This window comes from Pararhodobacter sp. CCB-MM2 (genome assembly GCF_001691415.1).
Lineage (GTDB): Bacteria > Pseudomonadota > Alphaproteobacteria > Rhodobacterales > Rhodobacteraceae > Pararhodobacter.
In genome coordinates this window covers 1-17,738 of the sequence record NZ_LRRR01000034.1, presented here as the reverse complement: position 1 = coordinate 17,738, position 17,738 = coordinate 1, and the positions used below count along the sequence as shown (strand labels likewise).

The following is a 17,738-nucleotide window of genomic DNA, read 5'->3' as shown; positions in this document are numbered from 1 at the left end:
CGCTTCGCTCGGCGCAGGGGGCTCTGCCCCCTCGGCTTCGCCTCCCCCCCGGGATATTTTCGGAACGAAGATGGGCAAGGTTTGACACAGGTACGCACCATTCGTCCTGAGCGTTCGCGCCTGTGCCTCACCTTGTTTCAAGTACTCATGCGAGGAATGGGCTCGGCGCGAAGGCATGTGTTTTCACTCTGCACAAATACGCATGCTGAGGCGCTCATTTCCGCGCCACGTCGGGAAGCCGGGCGCGGCGCCGGGCGGGCGGGCTTTACCGCCTTGGCGCGCGGGGTACACTCAGGGCAACAGCAGCCGGAGCAGACCCATTCCCGAGAAAGCCGCCACAAGCCTGCGCGCGCGCGTGTTCAACCTGATCGCGCAGATCTACCCTGAACACGACGCGGGGGCCCTCACCCGCGAGGTCATCGCCGCCTTCTGGCCCGAGGGCGGCGCCCGCCGGCAACGTCCGCGAAAGCCGTCGAACAACCTGTGGTCCGAGCGGGATGCGCTGGTCATTACCTATGGCAACTCGATCCTAGATGGCAGCCACAAGCCCTTGGACCTGCTTCTGGATTTCGTCGAGGCCCGGCTGAAGGGGGCGGTCAATGGCGTGCATATCCTGCCGTTCTTCCCCTATACCTCGGACGACGGCTTCGCGGTCACCGATTACTACAAGGTCGATGCGGCCTTGGGCGATTGGCCGGATATCCAGCGGATCGGCAAGGAAGTCATGCTGATGTCGGACATGGTGCTCAACCATGTCTCGAGCCAGGGCACCTGGTTCAATGACTACCGGCAGGGGCGCGCGCCCTATGACAAGTTCTTCAAGGAAGCGCTGCCCACGGACGATCTGTCCGATGTGGTTCGCCCGCGCACGACGCCCCTGCTGCGTGAGGTCGACACCTCGATGGGCCCGCGCCATGTCTGGTGCACCTTCAGCCATGATCAGGTGGACCTCGATTTCCACAATCCTGAGGTGCTGCTGGAGATCCTGCGCATCCTGCGCTTCCATATCGACCAAGGCGTGCGGATCATCCGCCTCGACGCCGTGGCCTTTGTCTGGAAGAAGATCGGCTCGCCCTCGATCCATCTGCCGCAGACCCATGCCATCGTGAAGCTGATGCGGGTGCTGGCGGATTTCGCGCAGGAGAAGGTGATCCTGCTCACCGAGACCAACGTCCCCAAGGCCGAAAACCTGTCCTATTTCGGCCGGCGGGACGAGGCCCACATGGTCTACAACTTCCCGCTGCCGCCGCTGGTGCTCCATGCGCTTCTGTCCGGCAATACGCGCTACCTCCGGCGCTGGCTGCGCTCGATGCCGCCCGCGCCTCTGGGCTGCGCCTATTTCAACTTCTCGGCCAGCCACGACGGCATCGGCATGCGCCCGGTCGAGGGGATCCTGCCGCCCGACGAGGTGGGGCATATCATCAATACCGTGCAGACCTCTGGGGGGCTTGTGTCGATGCGGGCGCTGCCGGGGGGCGGCCAATCGGTCTACGAGATCAACTGCGGCTATTTCGATGCCATGTCGCGCACCTTCGCGGGCGAGGAGGCGAAGAAGATCGAGCGCTTCCTGTGCTCGCAGACCGTCGTCATGTCGCTGGAGGGCATCCCGGCCTTCTACATCCATTCGCTGCTGGCTACGCCGAATGACCACGAGGCCGCCGCGCGCCGGGGGATGAACCGGGCGATCAACCGGCACCGCTGGCATTACCCGGCGCTGCAGGAGAAGCTGGACGATCCCGACAGCGATCAGGCCCGCGTGCTGTCCGAGATGACGCGGCGGTTGAAGATCCGTGCCAAGCAGTCAGGCTTCCATCCCAATGCGACGCAGCTGACGTTGCAGATGGACGACCGGGTGCTGGGTGTCTGGCGGCAGTCGCTGGATCGCCAGCAGTCGATCTTCGCGCTGCACAATGTCTCGGACGAGACAATCGAGCTGGACAGCTATGCGCTCAACCTCATTGATGACGAGCATTGGCACGACCTCTTGACCGGCGAGGCGATCGAGACCGATGGCGTGATCCCGCTCGCCCCCTATCAGTGCCGCTGGATCACCAATACCGTTTAGGCCGGATCGCTTTCGGCCATGTCCAGCGCCACGGCGCTGCGGAAATCCGACAGGAAATTCGGGTCGGCAGCGTTGACGAGGTTCCAGTTCGGGATGAAAGGCAGCTCCTGCGGGTTCTCAAGGAACACTTGGCCCGCCTGAATGATGTTCTCGGCAAAGAGCTGGATCGAGCGTTCCTCGGCCGGGCGGTCGAAATTCAGGCCGTTCATCTGCGCGTCATGGGAATAGACCTCCAGCATGTCCAGCGCGCGGCGGTAATAGGTGGCCTTCAGCGTGCGGAAGATGTTGGGGCTCATCACCACGCCATCCGCCGCCAGCTTGCGGAAGATCGCCTTGCAGATATCCAGCGACATGCGGTTGAGGCCGGTCAGCGCGTCCTCGGCAGAGAGGTCCTGATGCTTGTGGTCATAGATATCGGCGATCTCGACCTGACAGACGGCGCGGGGGCCGAGGTTGCGCCACGCCTCGGACAGAACGCCGATCTCCAGCCCCCAGTCCGAGGGCATGCGCAGATCGGGCAGGGTGGCCGTGCGCATGGCGAACTCGCCCGAGAGCGGGTAGCGGAAGGCGCGCAGGTAATCGACATATTCACTGTCGCCCAGCACCTTCTTCAGGGAAATCAGGAGCGGGCTCACGAGGTTACGGGTCACGCGACCACCGAGCTTGTCGTTGCCGATGCGCGGGTAGAAGCCCTTGGACAGGTGGTAGGGGAACGCGGGATGCGCGACCGGATAGACCAGCCGTGACAGCATCTCGCGATCATACGTGACGATGTCGCAATCATGGATCGCCATCACCGCCGAATCCGCACAGGCGATCAGGTAACCGATGCAGCCCCAGACATTGCGGCCCTTGCCCTTCTCGATGGGCCCGAGGCCATGCGGCTCCAGCCGTTCCATCAGCCCCTTGATCCGCGGGCCGTCATTCCACAGCACGACGTGGTTGATCGGCAGGCGCGCGAAGAACTCGCGCGCGTGGCGGAACTGGATCTCGTTCGCGGCATCGAGGCCGATGATCACCCGGTGCAGGTATTTCACCTTCGACAGCTCATCGAGGATGTTTTGCAGCGCCGGGCCTTCCAGCTCGGAATAGAGGGACGGCAGGATCAGGCTGATCTTGCGGGTCTGGGCAAAGGTCTCCAGGCGGTATTCCAGCTCTTCCAGCGAGCGGGTGCGCAGGTTGTGGAACTGGGCGATGTTGCCGTTCTGGTGAAAGTCAGCCATCCGTCTCTCCGATCTTCAACTTGGCCAGAACGGCCTCTAGGCCCTCGACCCAACCCTCCGGGCCCTCAGCGCGCGTGCGCAGGATCCGGCCTTCGTTCTCGCCGGGCAGGGGGGGAAGGCCCGGCCCGTGGCTGTTGCGCACCACGATGCCCCAATCGGCGGTGGTCAGCATTTCGGCGTCATTGGGTGCGTCCCCCAAGGCCAAGGTCACCTCGGGATGATAGCGCGTGGTCAGCAGCGCCATCTGCCCGGCCTTGGTGCCGCCGAAGCCCAATGTCAGGAAGCGACCGCCGCGCCTTGCATGGATCCCTTCGGCCTCCAGCGCGGTGAGGAAGTGATGCAATTCGGCCTCGGTGCCGTGCCACAGCCCGGGCTCGGTATGAGCGCGCTGGCAGGCGAGCGCGGCGGCCTCAGGCGACAGGCCGGTGACCTGCGCGACCTCGTCCACACCCATGTCACCAAAGCCGCGATAGGGCGCTTGCAGGCGGGCCAGTGCCGCGCGGATGCGTCCGTAGTCGCGGTCATCGATCTGCCCGTCGAACAGCGCCGCGCCGTTCTCGACGATGGCGGGCCAGTCCGTCAGGCCCAGCCGCGCCTGCCAATCGGCGATTTCGGGGCCGGTCTTCGACGAGGCCAGCACCACGCCCGCGCCCATCGCTTTCAGCCGCGCCAGCATCGGCAGGGCAGGACGGTAGTCATAGCTCTCGTGGTCCAGCAGCGTCCCGTCGAGATCGGTGAATATCAGCAGCCGCACGATGCCTCCTGTTTGCGCTACAACTTAGCGCCCGGGGGCGGGAGGGGCAGCCGCAAGCCGCTCGAAATCCTGCCTGATCCCGGATGTGCCTAAATTTTAATCGCGGCGCCCCTCGGCCCGGATGCGCGGCCCTGCTTCCTTCCCTGCAGCGCTTGGCATAAGGTCGCGCGCATGAACGATGCCCCCGCTACACTGACCTTCTCCGACGATCAGGCCGCCGCCTGGGATGCGCTGGCCGACCTGCTGGAGAAGGCGGGGATCGACATCGTCGACGAAGCGCTGGAGCCGCCCGACACTGAGGCCGACGGGCAGGTCATGGCCGTGCTGGGCAAGGCCGGGTCGGGCAAGACGATGCTGCTGGCGCAGCTCACCAAGGCGCTGACGGCGGCCGGGGTCGAGACGGTCAGCGGCGATTACGAGGGCAAGCGGCGCAAGGAACGGCGTACGCTGGCGATCCTCGCGCCGACGAACAAGGCGGCCTCGGTCCTGCGCAACCGGGGCGTGCCGGCAACGACCATTCACCGCATCCTCTACACGCCGCTGTATGACCCGGAATACGAGAAGATCGCGGAATGGCTGGAGGGCTCGGGCGACCGGCCCGAGCTGGAAGAGCTGACCGATGCCGCGCTGGATCGCGCCAAGGCCTTCTATGACAGCGTGAAGTCGATCCCCGGTGCGCTGGCCGCGGCGGGTCTGCGTGGCTCCGATTTCATCAAGGGCTGGAAACGGCGCGAAGAGCCGCTGGATGTGGGCTTCATCGACGAAAGCTCGATGCTGGACCAACGGCAATTCGACGACCTGAAGGAGATCTTCCAGACCCTCGTGCTGTTTGGTGACCCGGCGCAGCTGGCGCCGGTCGGCCAGTCGGGCGAGATGGTGTTCGAGACCCTGCCGAAGAAGCAGCAGCTGGAATTGCACCGCATCCATCGGCAGGCGGATGACAATCCGATCCTCGACCTTGCCCATGCCTTGGCCGATCCCGACCTTGGCTTCGAGCAATTCGAACGGATGATCGAGGAGGCCTCCTTGCGCGACGAGCGCGTGGTCTGGGCACAACGGGTGGAGAGCGACCTGATGGCGCGCTCGCCGGTGCTCGTGTGGCGCAATGCGACGCGGATCCGGCTGATCCATGCCTTCCGCGCCGCGCATGATGCGCCAGAGACGGAACTGCTGCCGGGTGAGCCGCTCATTTGCGACGGGTTGGAACTGCCTCTGAAGCACCGTAAGCGCCGCATCGACCTTGAGGCGCGCGGGCTGATCAAGGGCGCGCAATGCGTCTATCTCGGGCCCGGCAAACGGCCCGGTTTCTCGCGCCTGCATGTGATGGGGGCTGAGGAGCCGCAGGTCTCGGCGGCCTCCATCGTCAAGATCGAGAAGGAGGGCGAAGAAGAGCCCTTCATCCCCTTCGCCGCGACGATGGGCGCAGCCTTCCTGCATGGCGCGGCAGTGACAATCCACAAGGCGCAGGGTAGCCAATGGCGCGATGTGCAGGTCTTCGCGCCCGACCTCTATGCCGCCGCCCGTGCGGGTCGGAACGAGGCCGGACTGCCCCTGTGGAAGCGGCTGGCCTATGTCGCGATCACCCGCGCCGAGCATCGCCTGTTGTGGGTGGTGCGCAACCGGCTGGCGCGTCCGGGCGGGCCGCTGAGGATCGACGATCTGGCCGGGACGCCCGCGCCCCTGACGCTGCAGGCCCAGACCGAGGCTGATTGACACCGCAACTGACGCGACGGCATTGACCCCGAAAACATGCGCATTACCTGCCTGTTTCGGGGCAATCATGTCGCTTTTGGCTCTTTGTGACGGTAACGGCCACGTTACCCGTGGTCATCCGGGCGTGTTGTCCCGGCAAAGCCGCGGCGAATCGCCGCAGAAGGACACAAGAAACGACACAAGGAGGGAACGCATGTTTTCAAGGATCATGGTCCCGGTGGACCTGTCGCACCTTGATCAACTCGACAAGGCCCTGACCACCAGCGAAGACCTTGCCCGCACCTTCGGCGCCGAGATCGTCTATGTCTCGGTAACGGCGGAAACCCCCACGGCCATCGCGCATAATCCGACGGAATTCGCGCAGAAGCTCGACGCTTTCGCGGCCTCGCGTCCCGCAGCGCCCGGCAAGACCAACTCGGCCAAATCCTACACCGCGCACGACCCGGCCATCGACATGGACAAGACCCTGCTCAAGGCCATCGAGGAGACCGGCGCGGACCTCGTGGTGATGGGCACGCACAAACCGGGCATCGCCGATCGCTTCTGGGGATCGCACCACGGCAGCGACCTCGCATCGCACAGCGGTGTGTCGGTCTTCCTCGTGCGCTGACACGACCTGACGACCTGACCAACACAACAATCATAACAGGAGGGACCGCATGACCGATTCATCTTCATCGGACGGCGAAGCCATACCGGCCCCCGAGGGCCCCGCAAACATCATCGAGACCGATTACGAGATCGGCCAGAACAACGTCCAACCCTTCGGTCTGGACATCCACAACCCGGTCTTCGCCATTTCCGGCCTGTCGGTCGTGGCCTTCGTCATCATTACGCTGGCGTTCCAGAACTCGATTGGGCCGGTCTTCACCAGCCTGCGCGATTTCCTGACCTCGACCTTCGACTGGTTCTTCCTGCTGGCCGGGAACATCTTCGTACTGGTCTGCCTTGCGCTGATCGTCACGCCCTTGGGCAAGGTCCGCATCGGCGGCCGCGACGCGACGCCGGACTACGGCTATGCCGGCTGGTTCGCGATGCTCTTCGCCGCCGGCATGGGCATCGGCCTGATGTTCTATGGCGTCAGCGAGCCGATCTCGCATTACTCGACCTCGTTCGGCGGCATCGCCGTGGGTGAGAACGGGATGCGCACCGACTGGGCCCCGCTGGGCGGCGCCGAGGGGGACGAGGCCGCTGCCCATGCGCTGGGCATGGCCGCGACGATCTTCCACTGGGGCCTGCACCCTTGGGCGATCTATGCCGTGGTTGCGCTGTCGCTGGCGCTGTTCGCCTATAACAAGGGTCTGCCGCTGACCGTGCGCTCGATGTTCTACCCGATCTTCGGCGAGCGCGTCTGGGGTTGGCCGGGCCATGTCATCGACATCCTCGCCGTCTTCGCCACGCTGTTCGGCCTCGCCACCTCGCTCGGGGTCGGCGCGCAACAGGCGAATGCGGGTCTGAACTACCTGTTCGGGATCGAGATCGGCACCACCTCGCAGATCGTGCTGATCGCGCTGATCACCGGCGCCGCGCTGGTGTCGGTGCTGCGCGGCCTCGACGGTGGCGTGAAGGTGCTGTCCGAGGTGAACCTCATCATGGCCGCCGTTCTGGTGCTGTTCATCCTGTTCGCCGGTCCGACCACCACCCTGTTCGGCGATCTGGCCGAGAACATCGGCGCCTATGCAACCGAGCTGGTGCCGCTGTCCAACCCCTTCGGGCGTGAAGACACCAACTTCTCGCAGGGCTGGACCGCGTTCTACTGGGCTTGGTGGATCTCCTGGTCGCCGTTCGTGGGCATGTTCATCGCCCGCGTCAGCCGGGGCCGCACGGTGCGCGAATTCGTCACCTGCGTGCTGATCATCCCGACCGCCGTGTCGATCCTGTGGATGACCGTGCTGGGCGGCACCGCGCTGGATCAGCTGATCCATCAGGGCTTCACCGGAGCGCAGGATGCGGCGCTGGAGCTGAAGCTGTTCGAGATGCTGACGCAGCTGCCCTGGACCTGGATCGCCTCGTTGCTGTCGATCGTGCTGGTGATCGTGTTCTTCGTGACCTCGTCGGACTCGGGCTCCTTGGTGATCGACACGATCACGGCGGGTGGCAAGGTCGATGCGCCGGTCGCACAGCGCGTGTTCTGGGCGACGTTCGAAGGTCTGGTGGCCATCGCGCTGCTGATCGGCGGCGGGCTGGGCGCCTTGCAGGCCATGGCCGTGTCGACGGGCTTCCCCTTCGCCATCGTGCTGCTGATCGCCTGCTATGCGCTGATCAAGGGCCTGATGGACGAGCCGCGCCAATAACCGCGCGTCACCACAAATCGGAAGGGGGCGACCGGGCGACCGGCCGCCCCTTTTCTCATCCGGCCAGCGAGGCGTTCAGCGCGTCGAAGGTGCGGCGGTTGGGGCAGAAGGTCAGCGTGGTGGTGTCCACCGGCTCGTCCTTCTCCTCGCGGGCCATGAAGCGGTGGCAGGTGCCGAGGTCGTGGCAATGGTGGCAGTTTTGCAAAAGCTCGTGCCAGACCCGGCGATCCTGCATCACCTCGGACGGGTCGAGGCCGAAGACCCGGGCCATCTCGGTCACGCGCTGGGGGACATCATCGGGCAGGGCGGCCAGCTCCATCGCCTCGGCGCGGGTGACGCCTAGGTCGGCAAGCTCGCGCGCGCTCATCGCCTCGATCTCGTGCAGGTCGCGGCTGACGCGGAACAGGTGCAGGAAGCGCTCCATCTTCATTCCGAATTCCCCCTTTGTCGTGTGGCCTCTCCGGCTTTGGCTCGCGCCCTTGTGCACCGCCGCGGTCGCCTTCGCCTTGATCTGGCGCAAGGCGGGGGCTAGCCCTTGGCGATGATCCGCGCCTTTCTCGCCCTCCCGGTCCCCGAGGACATCATCCACCGCCTGAGCGGCGTGCAATCGCGGCTGCGCCTGCCGCGCCCGGTCCCGCGTGAGAATTTCCACATCACGCTGGCCTTCCTCGGCAAGGTGCCGGAGCCCGTGCTGGAAGAGCTTCATTTCACGCTGGAAGACCTGAGCCTTCACCCGCCGTTGCTGCGCCTCGACGGCCTTGGGGTTTTCGGCGGCGACGAGCCGGATGCCCTCCACGCCCGGATCGCCGGGGATGCACGGCTGCTGTCCGACCAGAAGAAGGTCACGCAGGCCGCCCGCGCGCTGGATATCGAGATCAAGGCGCGCAAGTTCGTGCCGCATATCACCCTCGGCCGTTTCCGCAGGGGCGAGGCCCAGCCGCAAACGCTGGCCGCGGCGATGGAGGGGATCGGCGCCCTGACCTCGGAGCCGTGGCTGGCCGAGGAGATGGTGCTCTACCGCTCGACCCTGCGCGAGGAGGCGCCGCTCTATGATGTGCTGGCGCGCTACCCGCTGGCGAGTTGACCTTGCACCCGGCCCGGCCCCTGCTAACCTGCGCGCCAACACAGGAGGCCCCCCGATGCATTGCGTCTTCGTCCAGTTCCGCTGCACCCCCGGCAAGACCTACGAGGTCGCCAGCGCCATCTATGACCGCGAGATCGTGTCCGAGCTGTTCTCGACCTCGGGCGATTGGGACCTGATCGCCAAGGTCTACATCCCCGAAGAAGAAGATGTGGGCCGCTACCTGTCCGAGCATCTGTTCGACGTGCCCGGCATCGCCCGCACCCTGACCACGATGACCTTCAAGGCGTTCTGAGCGTGCCGGTCATCGTCATCACCGGGGCCAGCACCGGCATCGGCAAGGCCACCGCGCTGAAGTTCCTGTCCGAGGGTTGGGACGTGGCGCTGCTGGCCCGGTCGGCCGATACTCTGGCCGAGGTCGCCGGCACCCACCCGAACGCGCTGCCCATCCCTTGCGATGTGACGGATGAGGCGCAGGTCGAGGCCGCCTTCGCCGCCGTGGTGGCGCGGTTCGGGCGGATCGATGTGCTGTTCAACAACGCCGGGAAGATGCTGAAGGGCTCGCTCATCGACGAGCTCAGCGTGGCCGATTGGCGCGGCATGGTCGATGTGAACCTGACCGGCATGTTCCTCTGTGCCCGCGCCGCCTTCCGGCAGATGCGGGGGCAGGCGCCGATGGGGGGCCGCATCCTCAACAACGGATCGGTCAGCGCCCATGCGCCGCGGCCGGGCTCGGTGGCCTATACCGCGACGAAGCATGCGGTCACCGGCCTGACGAAGACGCTGGCGCTGGATGGCCGGCCCTTCGACATCGCCGCCGGGCAGATCGACATCGGCAATGCCCGCACCGAACTGGCCGCCCAGATCGGCAAGGGCGTGCCGCAGGCTGATGGTTCGATCAAACCTGAGCCGATGATGGACCTGCCCGAGGTTGCCGCCGCCGTCTGGCACATGGCGAACCAGCCTAAGGGCACCAACATTCCCTTCCTGTCGATCATGGCAACCAACATGCCGTGGCTGGGGCGTGGCTGACATTCGGCGTGGAACCGGAACCCCGGTTCGCGCGTTGTCTTCCCACAGAATTCCCGGAGACCCCGACATGAAACCGAAACTCGTCGTTCTGCTGCTGGCCGCGGTGACCACCCTGTCCGCCTGCGAGACCATCGCCGGCGCCGGCCGCGATCTGCAAACCGCTGGCAGCGCCGTCAGCCAATCGGCCCGCCAGACGCAGGCCAGCATGTAACGCAACATGTAACGACTGGCCCTCGCCGTCAGACGAAAGCCGCCCCCGCGCCACCTGTGCCGGGGGCGTTTTCATAGGGCGATGTCACGAGTTGCGGATCAGCCGGAACAGGGCCGAGGCACCCCAGCCCGCCAGCACGGCGATGGCGAGGGCCAGAAGGCCGTAGAGGAACGGCTGGTCATAGGCCAGCTCGTGCAGCCAGCGCTCCAGCCCGTCCTTGCGCACGAAAATCGCCGTGCGGTACTGGCTGACGACCTCTCCGCCCTGCACGAGGTACATGCGGGTGGTATAGGCGCCTTCGGTCAGGTTGGCCGGCAGCCGGACATTCGTGCGGAACAACACGCCCTGGTCGACATGGACGAACCGCTCCAGCGACAGATATTGCGCGGCATCCTCGCGGATCCGCAGCAGCGCCTCCGAGAACAACAGCGCCTGAGGCGAGCCATCGCCCACCTGTTCGGCCCGGATCGCCTCACGCGGGGAGATGTGGTATTGGCCGTCCGCCTCCAGCGACAGGATGTCCGCCAGCGGCGCGGTGGTGGCGATGGCATAGAACGACGGCACGGAGGCCATGCTCTGGCTCTCGACGTTCATCCAGATGCCGGCCACCCGGTCCATGCGCCAGATGTCGACGCGTTGACGCGGGCCCTCGATGACGATGATGACGTCGTAATCCTCGCCGCCGGAAGCCTCGGCGTTCTCCTCGGCGGCCAGTTCCTCGGCCGTGCGGCGGATAGCGCCGAAGATCAGGATCTCGGACCCCGAGAAATTGGCGGTCAGCGACACGCGGTTCTGGCTCAGGGCGCCGACGATCTCGCTCGCCGTGCCGCGCGCGGCCATCAGCGGCAGCGCGGCGAGGGTCAGCAGAAGGACGGCCAGCGCGCGCATCTCAGTGCATCCCGGCGACGCGGATCGAGTACAGCTCGTCCGGCATGATCAGCAGGTCCAGTGCGACCTTGACGCAAACGGCCAGCACCAGCAGGGCCAGCAGGATGCGCAGTTGTTCGGCCTTCAGCCGCAGGCCGATCTGCGTGCCCAGCTGCGCGCCGATGACGCCGCCGAGGATCAGGAAGGTCGCCAGCATGATGTCGACCGAATGTCCGGTCACGGCATGCATGATCGTGGTGTAGGCCGTGGTGAAGATGATCTGGAACAACGAGGTGCCCACGACGACCTTGGTGGGCATGCCCAGCAGGTAGATCATCGCCGGGACCATGATGAAGCCGCCACCGACGCCCATTACCGCCGACAGGACGCCGACCGAGGCGCCGACCAGCAAGGGCGGGATCACCGAGATATAGAGGCCCGACACCCGGAATTTCATCTTGAAGGGCAGGGCATGTACCCAGGTGTGCTGGTGCAGCTTGCGCCGCTTCGCCCCCGATTTGGAGCTGCGGTACCAGGCGCGCAGGCTTTCTTGCAGCATCAGTGCGCCGACGACGCCGAGGAACAGCACATAGGACAGCTGCACGGCCAGATCGATCTGGCCCATGGCGCTGAGCCATCGGAACAGCACGATCCCGATGGACGAGCCTATGAGGCCGCCGATCAACAACACCGTGCCCATCTTCAGATCGACGGTCTTGCGCCGCAGATGGGCCAGCACGCCCGAGATCGATGAGGCCACCACCTGGTTTGCCCCGGTCGCCACCGCGACGGCGGGCGGGATGCCGATGAAGAACAGCAAGGGCGTGATGAGGAAGCCCCCGCCCACGCCGAACATGCCAGACAACATGCCCACGCTGGCCCCGACGCCCAGAAGGACGAACAGGTTCGTGGAAACCTCGGCGATGGGAAGATAGACCAACATGGCTTTGCATAGGACAAAGCCCCCGCGCTTTACAGGGGCTTTTCCATGAAATTTGTGCGTCGAGGATTACATTTTTCTGATCGCCCGGCCGCGCGACAGGGTCGGGGCCGGGCGATCGGATCAGCGTTCCTTGACGTAGGGTTCGCCACCCGCGCGCGGCGGGATCGCCTTGCCGACGAAACCGGCGAGGATGACCACGGTCAGGATATAGGGCAGGGCGGTCATGAACTGGTTGGGCAGGGTGATGATGCCCAGGTCCAGGTTCGGCCAGCGGTTGGCGATGGCCTCCAGCGCGCCGAACAGCAGCACCGCACCAAGGCCCTGCCACGGCCGCCACTTGGCGAAGATCAGTGCCGCCAGCGCGATATAGCCGCGACCTGCCGACATCTCGCGCACGAAGCCTGCCGCCAGCGAGGTCGACAGATAGGCCCCGCCGATGCCGCACAGCACGCCCGCGATGATGATCGCCCAGAAACGCAGCCGCACCACCGAGATGCCCGCGGTATCGACAGCCGCCGGGTTCTCGCCCACCGCGCGCAGCCTGAGGCCGAAGCGCGAGCGATAGAGGACCCACCAGCTGAGCGGCACGCACAGCAGCCCGATATACACGAGGATCGAGTTCCCCGAGAGGATCTGGCTGTACACATGCCCGATCAGCGGCACGTCGCGCAGAGCCTCGGCGAAGGGCAGGGTGAGCCGCTCGAACCTTGCGTCGCCGGTCAGGGCCGGGGTGCGCCCGCCTTGGTGGAACCAGCTTTGGGCGATGACGACGGTCATCCCCGAGGCGAGGAAGTTGATCGCCACGCCCGAGATCAGCTGGTTGCCGCGGAAGGTAATCGAAGCCACGCCGTGGATCAGCGAGAAGATCACCGAGGCCGCGACGCCCGCCAGCAGGCCCAGCCATGCCGAGCCCGAGACATAGGCGATGGCGGCCGAGAAGAAGGCAGCAATCAGCAGCTTGCCCTCAAGGCCGATGTCGACGATCCCCGCGCGTTCCGAGAACAGGCCGGCAAGGCAGGCGAACAGCAAGGGCGTCGCCAGTCGCAGGGTGGATTCCAGGATCTGGACGATGGTTGCGATATCCATCTCAACCCCTCCCGCTTCTGCGCAGGAAGAAGGCTTCCAGCGGTTGTCGCACCATGTTGTCCAGGGCGCCGGTGAACATGATGACCAGCGCCTGAATGACGACGATCATCTCGCGCGGGATGGTGGTTTCGATCGCCAGCTCGGACCCGCCTTGGTACAGGAAGCCGAACAGCAGTGCCGGCGCCATGATGCCGATGGGATGCGATCGGCCCATCAACGCCACGGCGATGCCGATGAAGCCCGCACCCTCGACCGCGTTCATCACCAGACGCTGCGGGCCCCCCATGACCGAGTTCACGGCCATGATGCCCGACAGCGCGCCGGAGATCAGCATGGCGATCATGATGATCTTCACGCTGGAGATGCCGGCGTAATGCGTCGCGGCCTCGGATTGGCCGAAGGCCCGGATCTCGTAGCCAAGGCGCGTGCGCCACATCAGCACATACCCGAGGATACACAGCGCAATCGCGACAAAGAGCATCACGTTGGCCGGACCCGAGCGCGAGAAATCGATGCCGATCGGGGCAAGGATGTCATGCAGCCGGGGCAGGCGCAGCACGTTGTCGAAGCGCGCGGTGGCCGGGTCCATAGCCCCTTGCGGGCGCAGGACGTGGCTTAGCAGGTAGTTCATCACCGAGGCGGCGATGAAGTTGAACATGATCGTCGTGATGACGATGTGGCTGCCACGCTTGGCCTGCAGGAAGGCGGGAATAGCCGCCCAGAGCGCCCCGAACAGGGCCGAGGCGAGGATCGCGGCGATGATCGCCATCCACCAATTCGGCCAGGGGATGAACAGGCAGACGAGGGCCACGCCGAGGCCGCCGATGGTCGCCTGACCCTCGCCGCCAATGTTGAACAGCTTGGCCTGGAAGGCGATGGCGACGGCAAGGCCCGTCAGCAGGAAGTTGGTGGTGTAGTAAAGCGTGTAGCCCCAGCCATAGGTCGACCCGAGCGAGCCTTTGATCATGATCGCCATGGCCCTGACCGGATCTTCGCCGATGGCGAGGATGACCAGCGCCGACAGCGCAAAGGCGATCAGCAAAGAAATCAGCGGGACCAACAGCACGTCGGCCCATTTGGGCATGTTTCGCGAACTCATGCGGCATCCCCCTTGGCGCCATTGTCGGTGACGCCGGCCATCAACAGGCCCAGCTCCTGCGCGTTGGTCTGATCGGGATCACGCTCGCCCATGATGCGGCCGTCGAACATCACGACGATCCGGTCGGACAGCGAGAGGATCTCGTCCAGCTCCACGGATACCAGCAGGATCGCCTTGCCCTGATCGCGCAGCTCGATGAGGCGCTTGTGGATGAACTCGATGGCGCCGATGTCCACGCCACGGGTCGGCTGGCCGACCAGCAACAGGTCCGGGTTGCGCTCGATCTCGCGGGCCAGAACGATCTTCTGCTGGTTCCCGCCCGAGAAGCTCTCGGCGGTCAGCATCGGGTTGGGCGGGCGGACGTCGAAACGCTCGATCTTGCCCTTCGCATCCTCGAGGATCGCGGCATTGTCCATCAGAAGCGCGTTCTTCTGATACTCCGGCGCGGTGTGATAGCCGAAGGCCACGTTCTCCCAGGCCATGAAATCGAGGATCAACCCGCAGCGGTGGCGGTCCTCATGCACATGGGCGATGCTGTCCTCGCGCCGCGTGCGGGCGTTGTCGCGCTTGAGGCTGAGGTCCAGCTCTTCGCCCAGCATGGTCAGGCTGCCCTTGCCGGGGATCATCCCGGCGATGACTTCCAGAAGCTCGGACTGGCCATTGCCTGCGACGCCGGCAATGCCGACGATCTCGCCGCGACGGATATCAAGGTCAATGCCGCGCAGACGCTCGACGCCGTGGCGGTCGGTGACGGTCAGGCCCTTGGCCGACAGCACCACCTCGCCGGGCTGCGCCGGGGTTTTCTGCACGTCCAGCAACACCTTGCGGCCGACCATCAGCTCGGCCAGCTCGGCCGGCGAGGTCTCGGCGGTGGTGACCGTGGCGACCATCTCGCCCCGGCGCATGACCGAGACTTCGTCGGTGATCTCCATGATCTCGCGCAGCTTGTGGGTGATCAGGATGATCGTCTTGCCCTGCTCCTTCAGCCCTTCGAGGATGCGGAACAGGTGATCGGCCTCGGCCGGGGTCAGAACGCCCGTCGGCTCGTCAAGGATGAGGATATTGGCCTCGCGATACAGCGCCTTGAGGATCTCGACCCGTTGCTGGTGGCCGACCGAGAGATCCTCGATCAGCGCATCGGGTTCGACGCTGAGCTCGTAATCGGCCGCGAGCTGGGTCAGCAGCTTGCGCGCGCGCGACTTCGAGGGCTGGAGCAGTGCCCCGCCCTCGGCCCCGAGGATGACGTTCTCGAGCACCGTGAAATTCTCGACCAGCTTGAAATGCTGGAAGACCATGCCGATGCCGGCGCGGATCGCGGCCAGAGAATCGGTGATCTGCGTGGGTTTGCCGTCGATCAGGATCTCGCCCGAGTCGGCCTTGTAGAACCCGTAGAGGATCGACATCAGCGTGGACTTGCCTGCGCCGTTCTCGCCGATGATGCCGTGGATGGTGCCCTTGCGCACCCGGATGTTGATGTCCTTGTTCGCCTGGACCGGGCCGAATGCCTTCGATATCCCGCGAAGCTCGATGGCAGGGGCGGCCGAAGTCTCGGCCGCCCCCCCGTTGGTCACGTCAGCGACCATTCCCGTTCCGCCTACTTACTCGACCGAGTACGGGCAGGTGTCGTCCGAGCGGTAGTCATGCACGCTCAGGCTGCCCGACGCGATGCCGGCTTCGGCTTCGGCGATGGCTGCGGTCATCTCTTCGGTGATCAGCGGCTCGTTGTTTTCGTCAACGGCCCAGCCCACGCCACCCGAGGCGAGGTTCATGATCTGGATGCCGGTTTCCATTTCGGCGCCTTGGGTGAAGGCGTCGAAGACGGCGTTGTCGACGCGCTTGAGCATCGAGGTCAGGACGCTGCCCGGGTGCAGGTAGTTCTGGTTCGAGTCGACGCCGATCGACAGGATGCCGTCGTCGGTCGCGCGCTGCAGAACGCCCACGCCGGTGCCGCCGGCGGCCGCGAAGACCACGTCCGAACCCTGGCTGATCTGGGCGGCGGTGATTTCCGAACCACGCACCGGGTCGTTCCACGCGGCAGGGGTGGTGCCGGTGTAGTTGACGATGACGTTGACGTCCGGGTTGGCCGCGTGGGCGCCTTGGGCATAGCCGCAGGCGAAGGCGCGGATCAGCGGAACGTCCATGCCGCCGACGAAGGAGACGGTGTTCGATTCGGTCGCCATCGCGGCGGCCATGCCGACGAGGTACGAGCCCTCATGCTCGGCGAACAGCACCGAGCGCACGTTCGGCAGGTCGACGACGCCGTCGATGATCACGAAGGTGGTGTCCGGGTAGTCGGCGGCGACGACTTCCAGCGGCGTGGCCATCGAGAAGCCGGTCATCACGACCGGGTTGTAGCCGGCCTCGGCGAAGCGGCGGATCGCCTGCTCGCGCTGGGCTTCCGACTGCAGCTCGATGTCGCGGAACTCGCCACCGGTTTCCTCGGCCCAGCGGGTCGCGCCGGTGAAGGCCATCTCGTTGAACGAGCGGTCGAACTTGCCGCCCATGTCGTAGATCAGCGCGGGCTCGGCGAAGGCAGCGCCGGCGGTCAGCGCGAGCACGGCGGTCGCGCCGAGGTAGCTGCGGGTGAGTTTCATTTGCTTTTTTCTCCCAGTTGGGTCGTCAGCGGCCGTCAAAGCGGCCTGTCATGCGGCAAACCCCGAAGGGCCCCTGCCCGGCAAGTAGGGCCGTCGGCGCAGAACCCGTCAAGCGAATTTTACCAAACGGACAAGTCGAGGGATTCGTCTGGCCCCATGCAGGTTAATTCTCAGGCGATGGACTTGCAAAGGATCAATGCGGCGACCTTTTCCCCGGTTGGCGCGACGTAATATCCGGGGCGGCGGCCCTTCTGCTCCCAGCCGCAGGCGGCATAGAGCGCCCGCGCGGCGGCATTGTCCTCGGCCACTTCGAGGAAGGCTTCCGTCGCGCCACGCGCCTGTGCCGCCAAGTCGAACCGGGCCATGAGCTGGCGCGCGAGGCCTTGCCTGCGAAGGTCCGGGGCGGTGGCGAGGGTGAGGAGTTCCGCCTCGCCTGCAATGACCCGCCCGAGAGCGAAGGCGCGGCCCTGCGCGTCGGCTTCGAGGAAGGTGAAAGGTGAGGCGAGCAGATCCGCGAAGCTGTCCGCGCCCCAAGGCGGGGGTGTGACGAAGCAGCGGTGATGCAGGGCGGACAGCGCGTCGGGGGTCATGGGAGGGGCGTAGCGTCCGGCGCGTCGGCGGTAAAGAGGGGAGGGGTTTCTCCCTCGTCCGGCATGCCTGCGGCATGCAGGCCTCGGGCGACCGACAAGAAGGGGGCTCTGCCCCCTCGCCCTGCGGGCTCACCCCCGGGATATTTTCGGAACGAAGATTGCGGGGTCAGTCGAGGAGGGCGGGAG

The 17,738-nt window shown here is 65.6% G+C and carries 18 protein-coding genes; 8 read left to right on the top strand and 10 right to left on the bottom strand.

Annotation, left to right across the window (positions count from 1 at the left end; translation table 11 throughout):
• Nucleotides 1–355: 355 nt before the first annotated feature.
• On the top strand, nucleotides 356–2,065 hold the full coding sequence (locus BCY78_RS21095; RefSeq protein ID WP_233499459.1) for a sugar phosphorylase: 1,710 nt from the start codon (nucleotides 356–358) through the stop codon (nucleotides 2,063–2,065).
• Here BCY78_RS21095 and BCY78_RS21090 read toward each other — a convergent pair.
• Both BCY78_RS21090 and BCY78_RS21085 read right to left on the bottom strand, forming a co-directional pair.
• Entirely contained in the window at nucleotides 2,062–3,288 is a 1,227-nt protein-coding gene (locus BCY78_RS21090) for a glycosyl transferase (protein WP_068305762.1), read from the bottom strand. The two genes, BCY78_RS21095 and BCY78_RS21090, sit on opposite strands and share 4 nt — an antisense overlap.
• Nucleotides 3,281–4,042, bottom strand: coding sequence for a mannosyl-3-phosphoglycerate phosphatase (locus tag BCY78_RS21085; RefSeq protein ID WP_068305760.1), 762 nt, complete (start codon nucleotides 4,040–4,042; stop codon nucleotides 3,281–3,283). The genes BCY78_RS21090 and BCY78_RS21085 overlap by 8 nt, the downstream gene beginning before the upstream one ends.
• A 171-nt stretch (nucleotides 4,043–4,213) precedes the next feature.
• Between BCY78_RS21085 and BCY78_RS21080 the strand changes: the two genes are divergently transcribed.
• The 3 genes from BCY78_RS21080 (at nucleotide 4,214) to BCY78_RS21070 (ending at nucleotide 8,049) form a co-directional block, all read left to right on the top strand.
• A complete protein-coding gene (locus tag BCY78_RS21080; protein WP_068305759.1) occupies nucleotides 4,214–5,755 on the top strand; it encodes an ATP-dependent RecD-like DNA helicase in 1,542 nt (513 codons plus the stop codon).
• Between the two features lie 193 nt (nucleotides 5,756–5,948).
• Complete coding sequence (locus BCY78_RS21075; protein WP_068305757.1) at nucleotides 5,949–6,365, top strand: universal stress protein; 417 nt, start codon at nucleotides 5,949–5,951, stop codon at nucleotides 6,363–6,365.
• A gap of 49 nt (nucleotides 6,366–6,414) precedes the next feature.
• Nucleotides 6,415–8,049 (top strand): BCCT family transporter, encoded by a 1,635-nt coding sequence (locus tag BCY78_RS21070; protein WP_068305755.1) that lies wholly within the window; start codon nucleotides 6,415–6,417, stop codon nucleotides 8,047–8,049.
• A 55-nt stretch (nucleotides 8,050–8,104) separates the two neighbouring features.
• Here the strand turns inward: BCY78_RS21070 and BCY78_RS21065 are convergent, their stop codons facing one another.
• Complete coding sequence (locus BCY78_RS21065) at nucleotides 8,105–8,479, bottom strand: DUF6455 family protein (protein ID WP_068305754.1); 375 nt, start codon at nucleotides 8,477–8,479, stop codon at nucleotides 8,105–8,107.
• A 111-nt stretch (nucleotides 8,480–8,590) separates the two neighbouring features.
• On the opposite strand from BCY78_RS21065, the gene thpR reads away from it, so the two are divergent.
• The 4 genes from thpR (at nucleotide 8,591) to BCY78_RS21045 (ending at nucleotide 10,373) form a co-directional block, all read left to right on the top strand.
• Complete coding sequence (gene thpR, locus BCY78_RS21060) at nucleotides 8,591–9,133, top strand: RNA 2',3'-cyclic phosphodiesterase (protein WP_068305752.1); 543 nt, start codon at nucleotides 8,591–8,593, stop codon at nucleotides 9,131–9,133.
• A gap of 55 nt (nucleotides 9,134–9,188) precedes the next feature.
• A complete protein-coding gene (locus tag BCY78_RS21055) occupies nucleotides 9,189–9,425 on the top strand; it encodes an Lrp/AsnC family transcriptional regulator (RefSeq protein ID WP_068305750.1) in 237 nt (78 codons plus the stop codon).
• 2 nt (nucleotides 9,426–9,427) lie between these two features.
• Complete coding sequence (locus tag BCY78_RS21050; protein WP_068305748.1) at nucleotides 9,428–10,162, top strand: SDR family oxidoreductase; 735 nt, start codon at nucleotides 9,428–9,430, stop codon at nucleotides 10,160–10,162.
• Nucleotides 10,163–10,229: 67 nt separating this feature from the next.
• On the top strand, nucleotides 10,230–10,373 hold the full coding sequence (locus tag BCY78_RS21045; RefSeq protein WP_068305746.1) for an entericidin A/B family lipoprotein: 144 nt from the start codon (nucleotides 10,230–10,232) through the stop codon (nucleotides 10,371–10,373).
• Nucleotides 10,374–10,457: 84 nt separating this feature from the next.
• Here the strand turns inward: BCY78_RS21045 and BCY78_RS21040 are convergent, their stop codons facing one another.
• The 7 genes from BCY78_RS21040 to BCY78_RS21010 all read right to left on the bottom strand — a co-directional run bounded on the left by BCY78_RS21040 (nucleotide 10,458) and on the right by BCY78_RS21010 (nucleotide 17,552).
• Complete coding sequence (locus BCY78_RS21040) at nucleotides 10,458–11,261, bottom strand: TIGR02186 family protein (protein ID WP_068305744.1); 804 nt, start codon at nucleotides 11,259–11,261, stop codon at nucleotides 10,458–10,460.
• A 1-nt stretch (nucleotide 11,262) separates the two neighbouring features.
• Nucleotides 11,263–12,183: a sulfite exporter TauE/SafE family protein gene (locus BCY78_RS21035; protein ID WP_068305743.1), complete on the bottom strand. Its 921-nt coding sequence runs from the start codon at nucleotides 12,181–12,183 to the stop codon at nucleotides 11,263–11,265.
• Between the two features lie 120 nt (nucleotides 12,184–12,303).
• Entirely contained in the window at nucleotides 12,304–13,269 is a 966-nt protein-coding gene (locus tag BCY78_RS21030) for an ABC transporter permease (protein ID WP_068305741.1), read from the bottom strand.
• A gap of 1 nt (nucleotide 13,270) precedes the next feature.
• Nucleotides 13,271–14,368 (bottom strand): ABC transporter permease, encoded by a 1,098-nt coding sequence (locus BCY78_RS21025; protein WP_225297682.1) that lies wholly within the window; start codon nucleotides 14,366–14,368, stop codon nucleotides 13,271–13,273.
• Entirely contained in the window at nucleotides 14,365–15,951 is a 1,587-nt protein-coding gene (locus tag BCY78_RS21020; protein ID WP_068305737.1) for an ABC transporter ATP-binding protein, read from the bottom strand. The genes BCY78_RS21025 and BCY78_RS21020 overlap by 4 nt, the downstream gene beginning before the upstream one ends.
• A 15-nt stretch (nucleotides 15,952–15,966) precedes the next feature.
• Nucleotides 15,967–16,962, bottom strand: a complete 996-nt coding sequence (locus BCY78_RS21015; protein WP_068305735.1) for a BMP family protein — start codon at nucleotides 16,960–16,962, stop codon at nucleotides 15,967–15,969.
• A gap of 170 nt (nucleotides 16,963–17,132) precedes the next feature.
• Nucleotides 17,133–17,552: a GNAT family N-acetyltransferase gene (locus tag BCY78_RS21010; protein WP_068305733.1), complete on the bottom strand. Its 420-nt coding sequence runs from the start codon at nucleotides 17,550–17,552 to the stop codon at nucleotides 17,133–17,135.
• Nucleotides 17,553–17,738 lie beyond the last annotated feature (186 nt).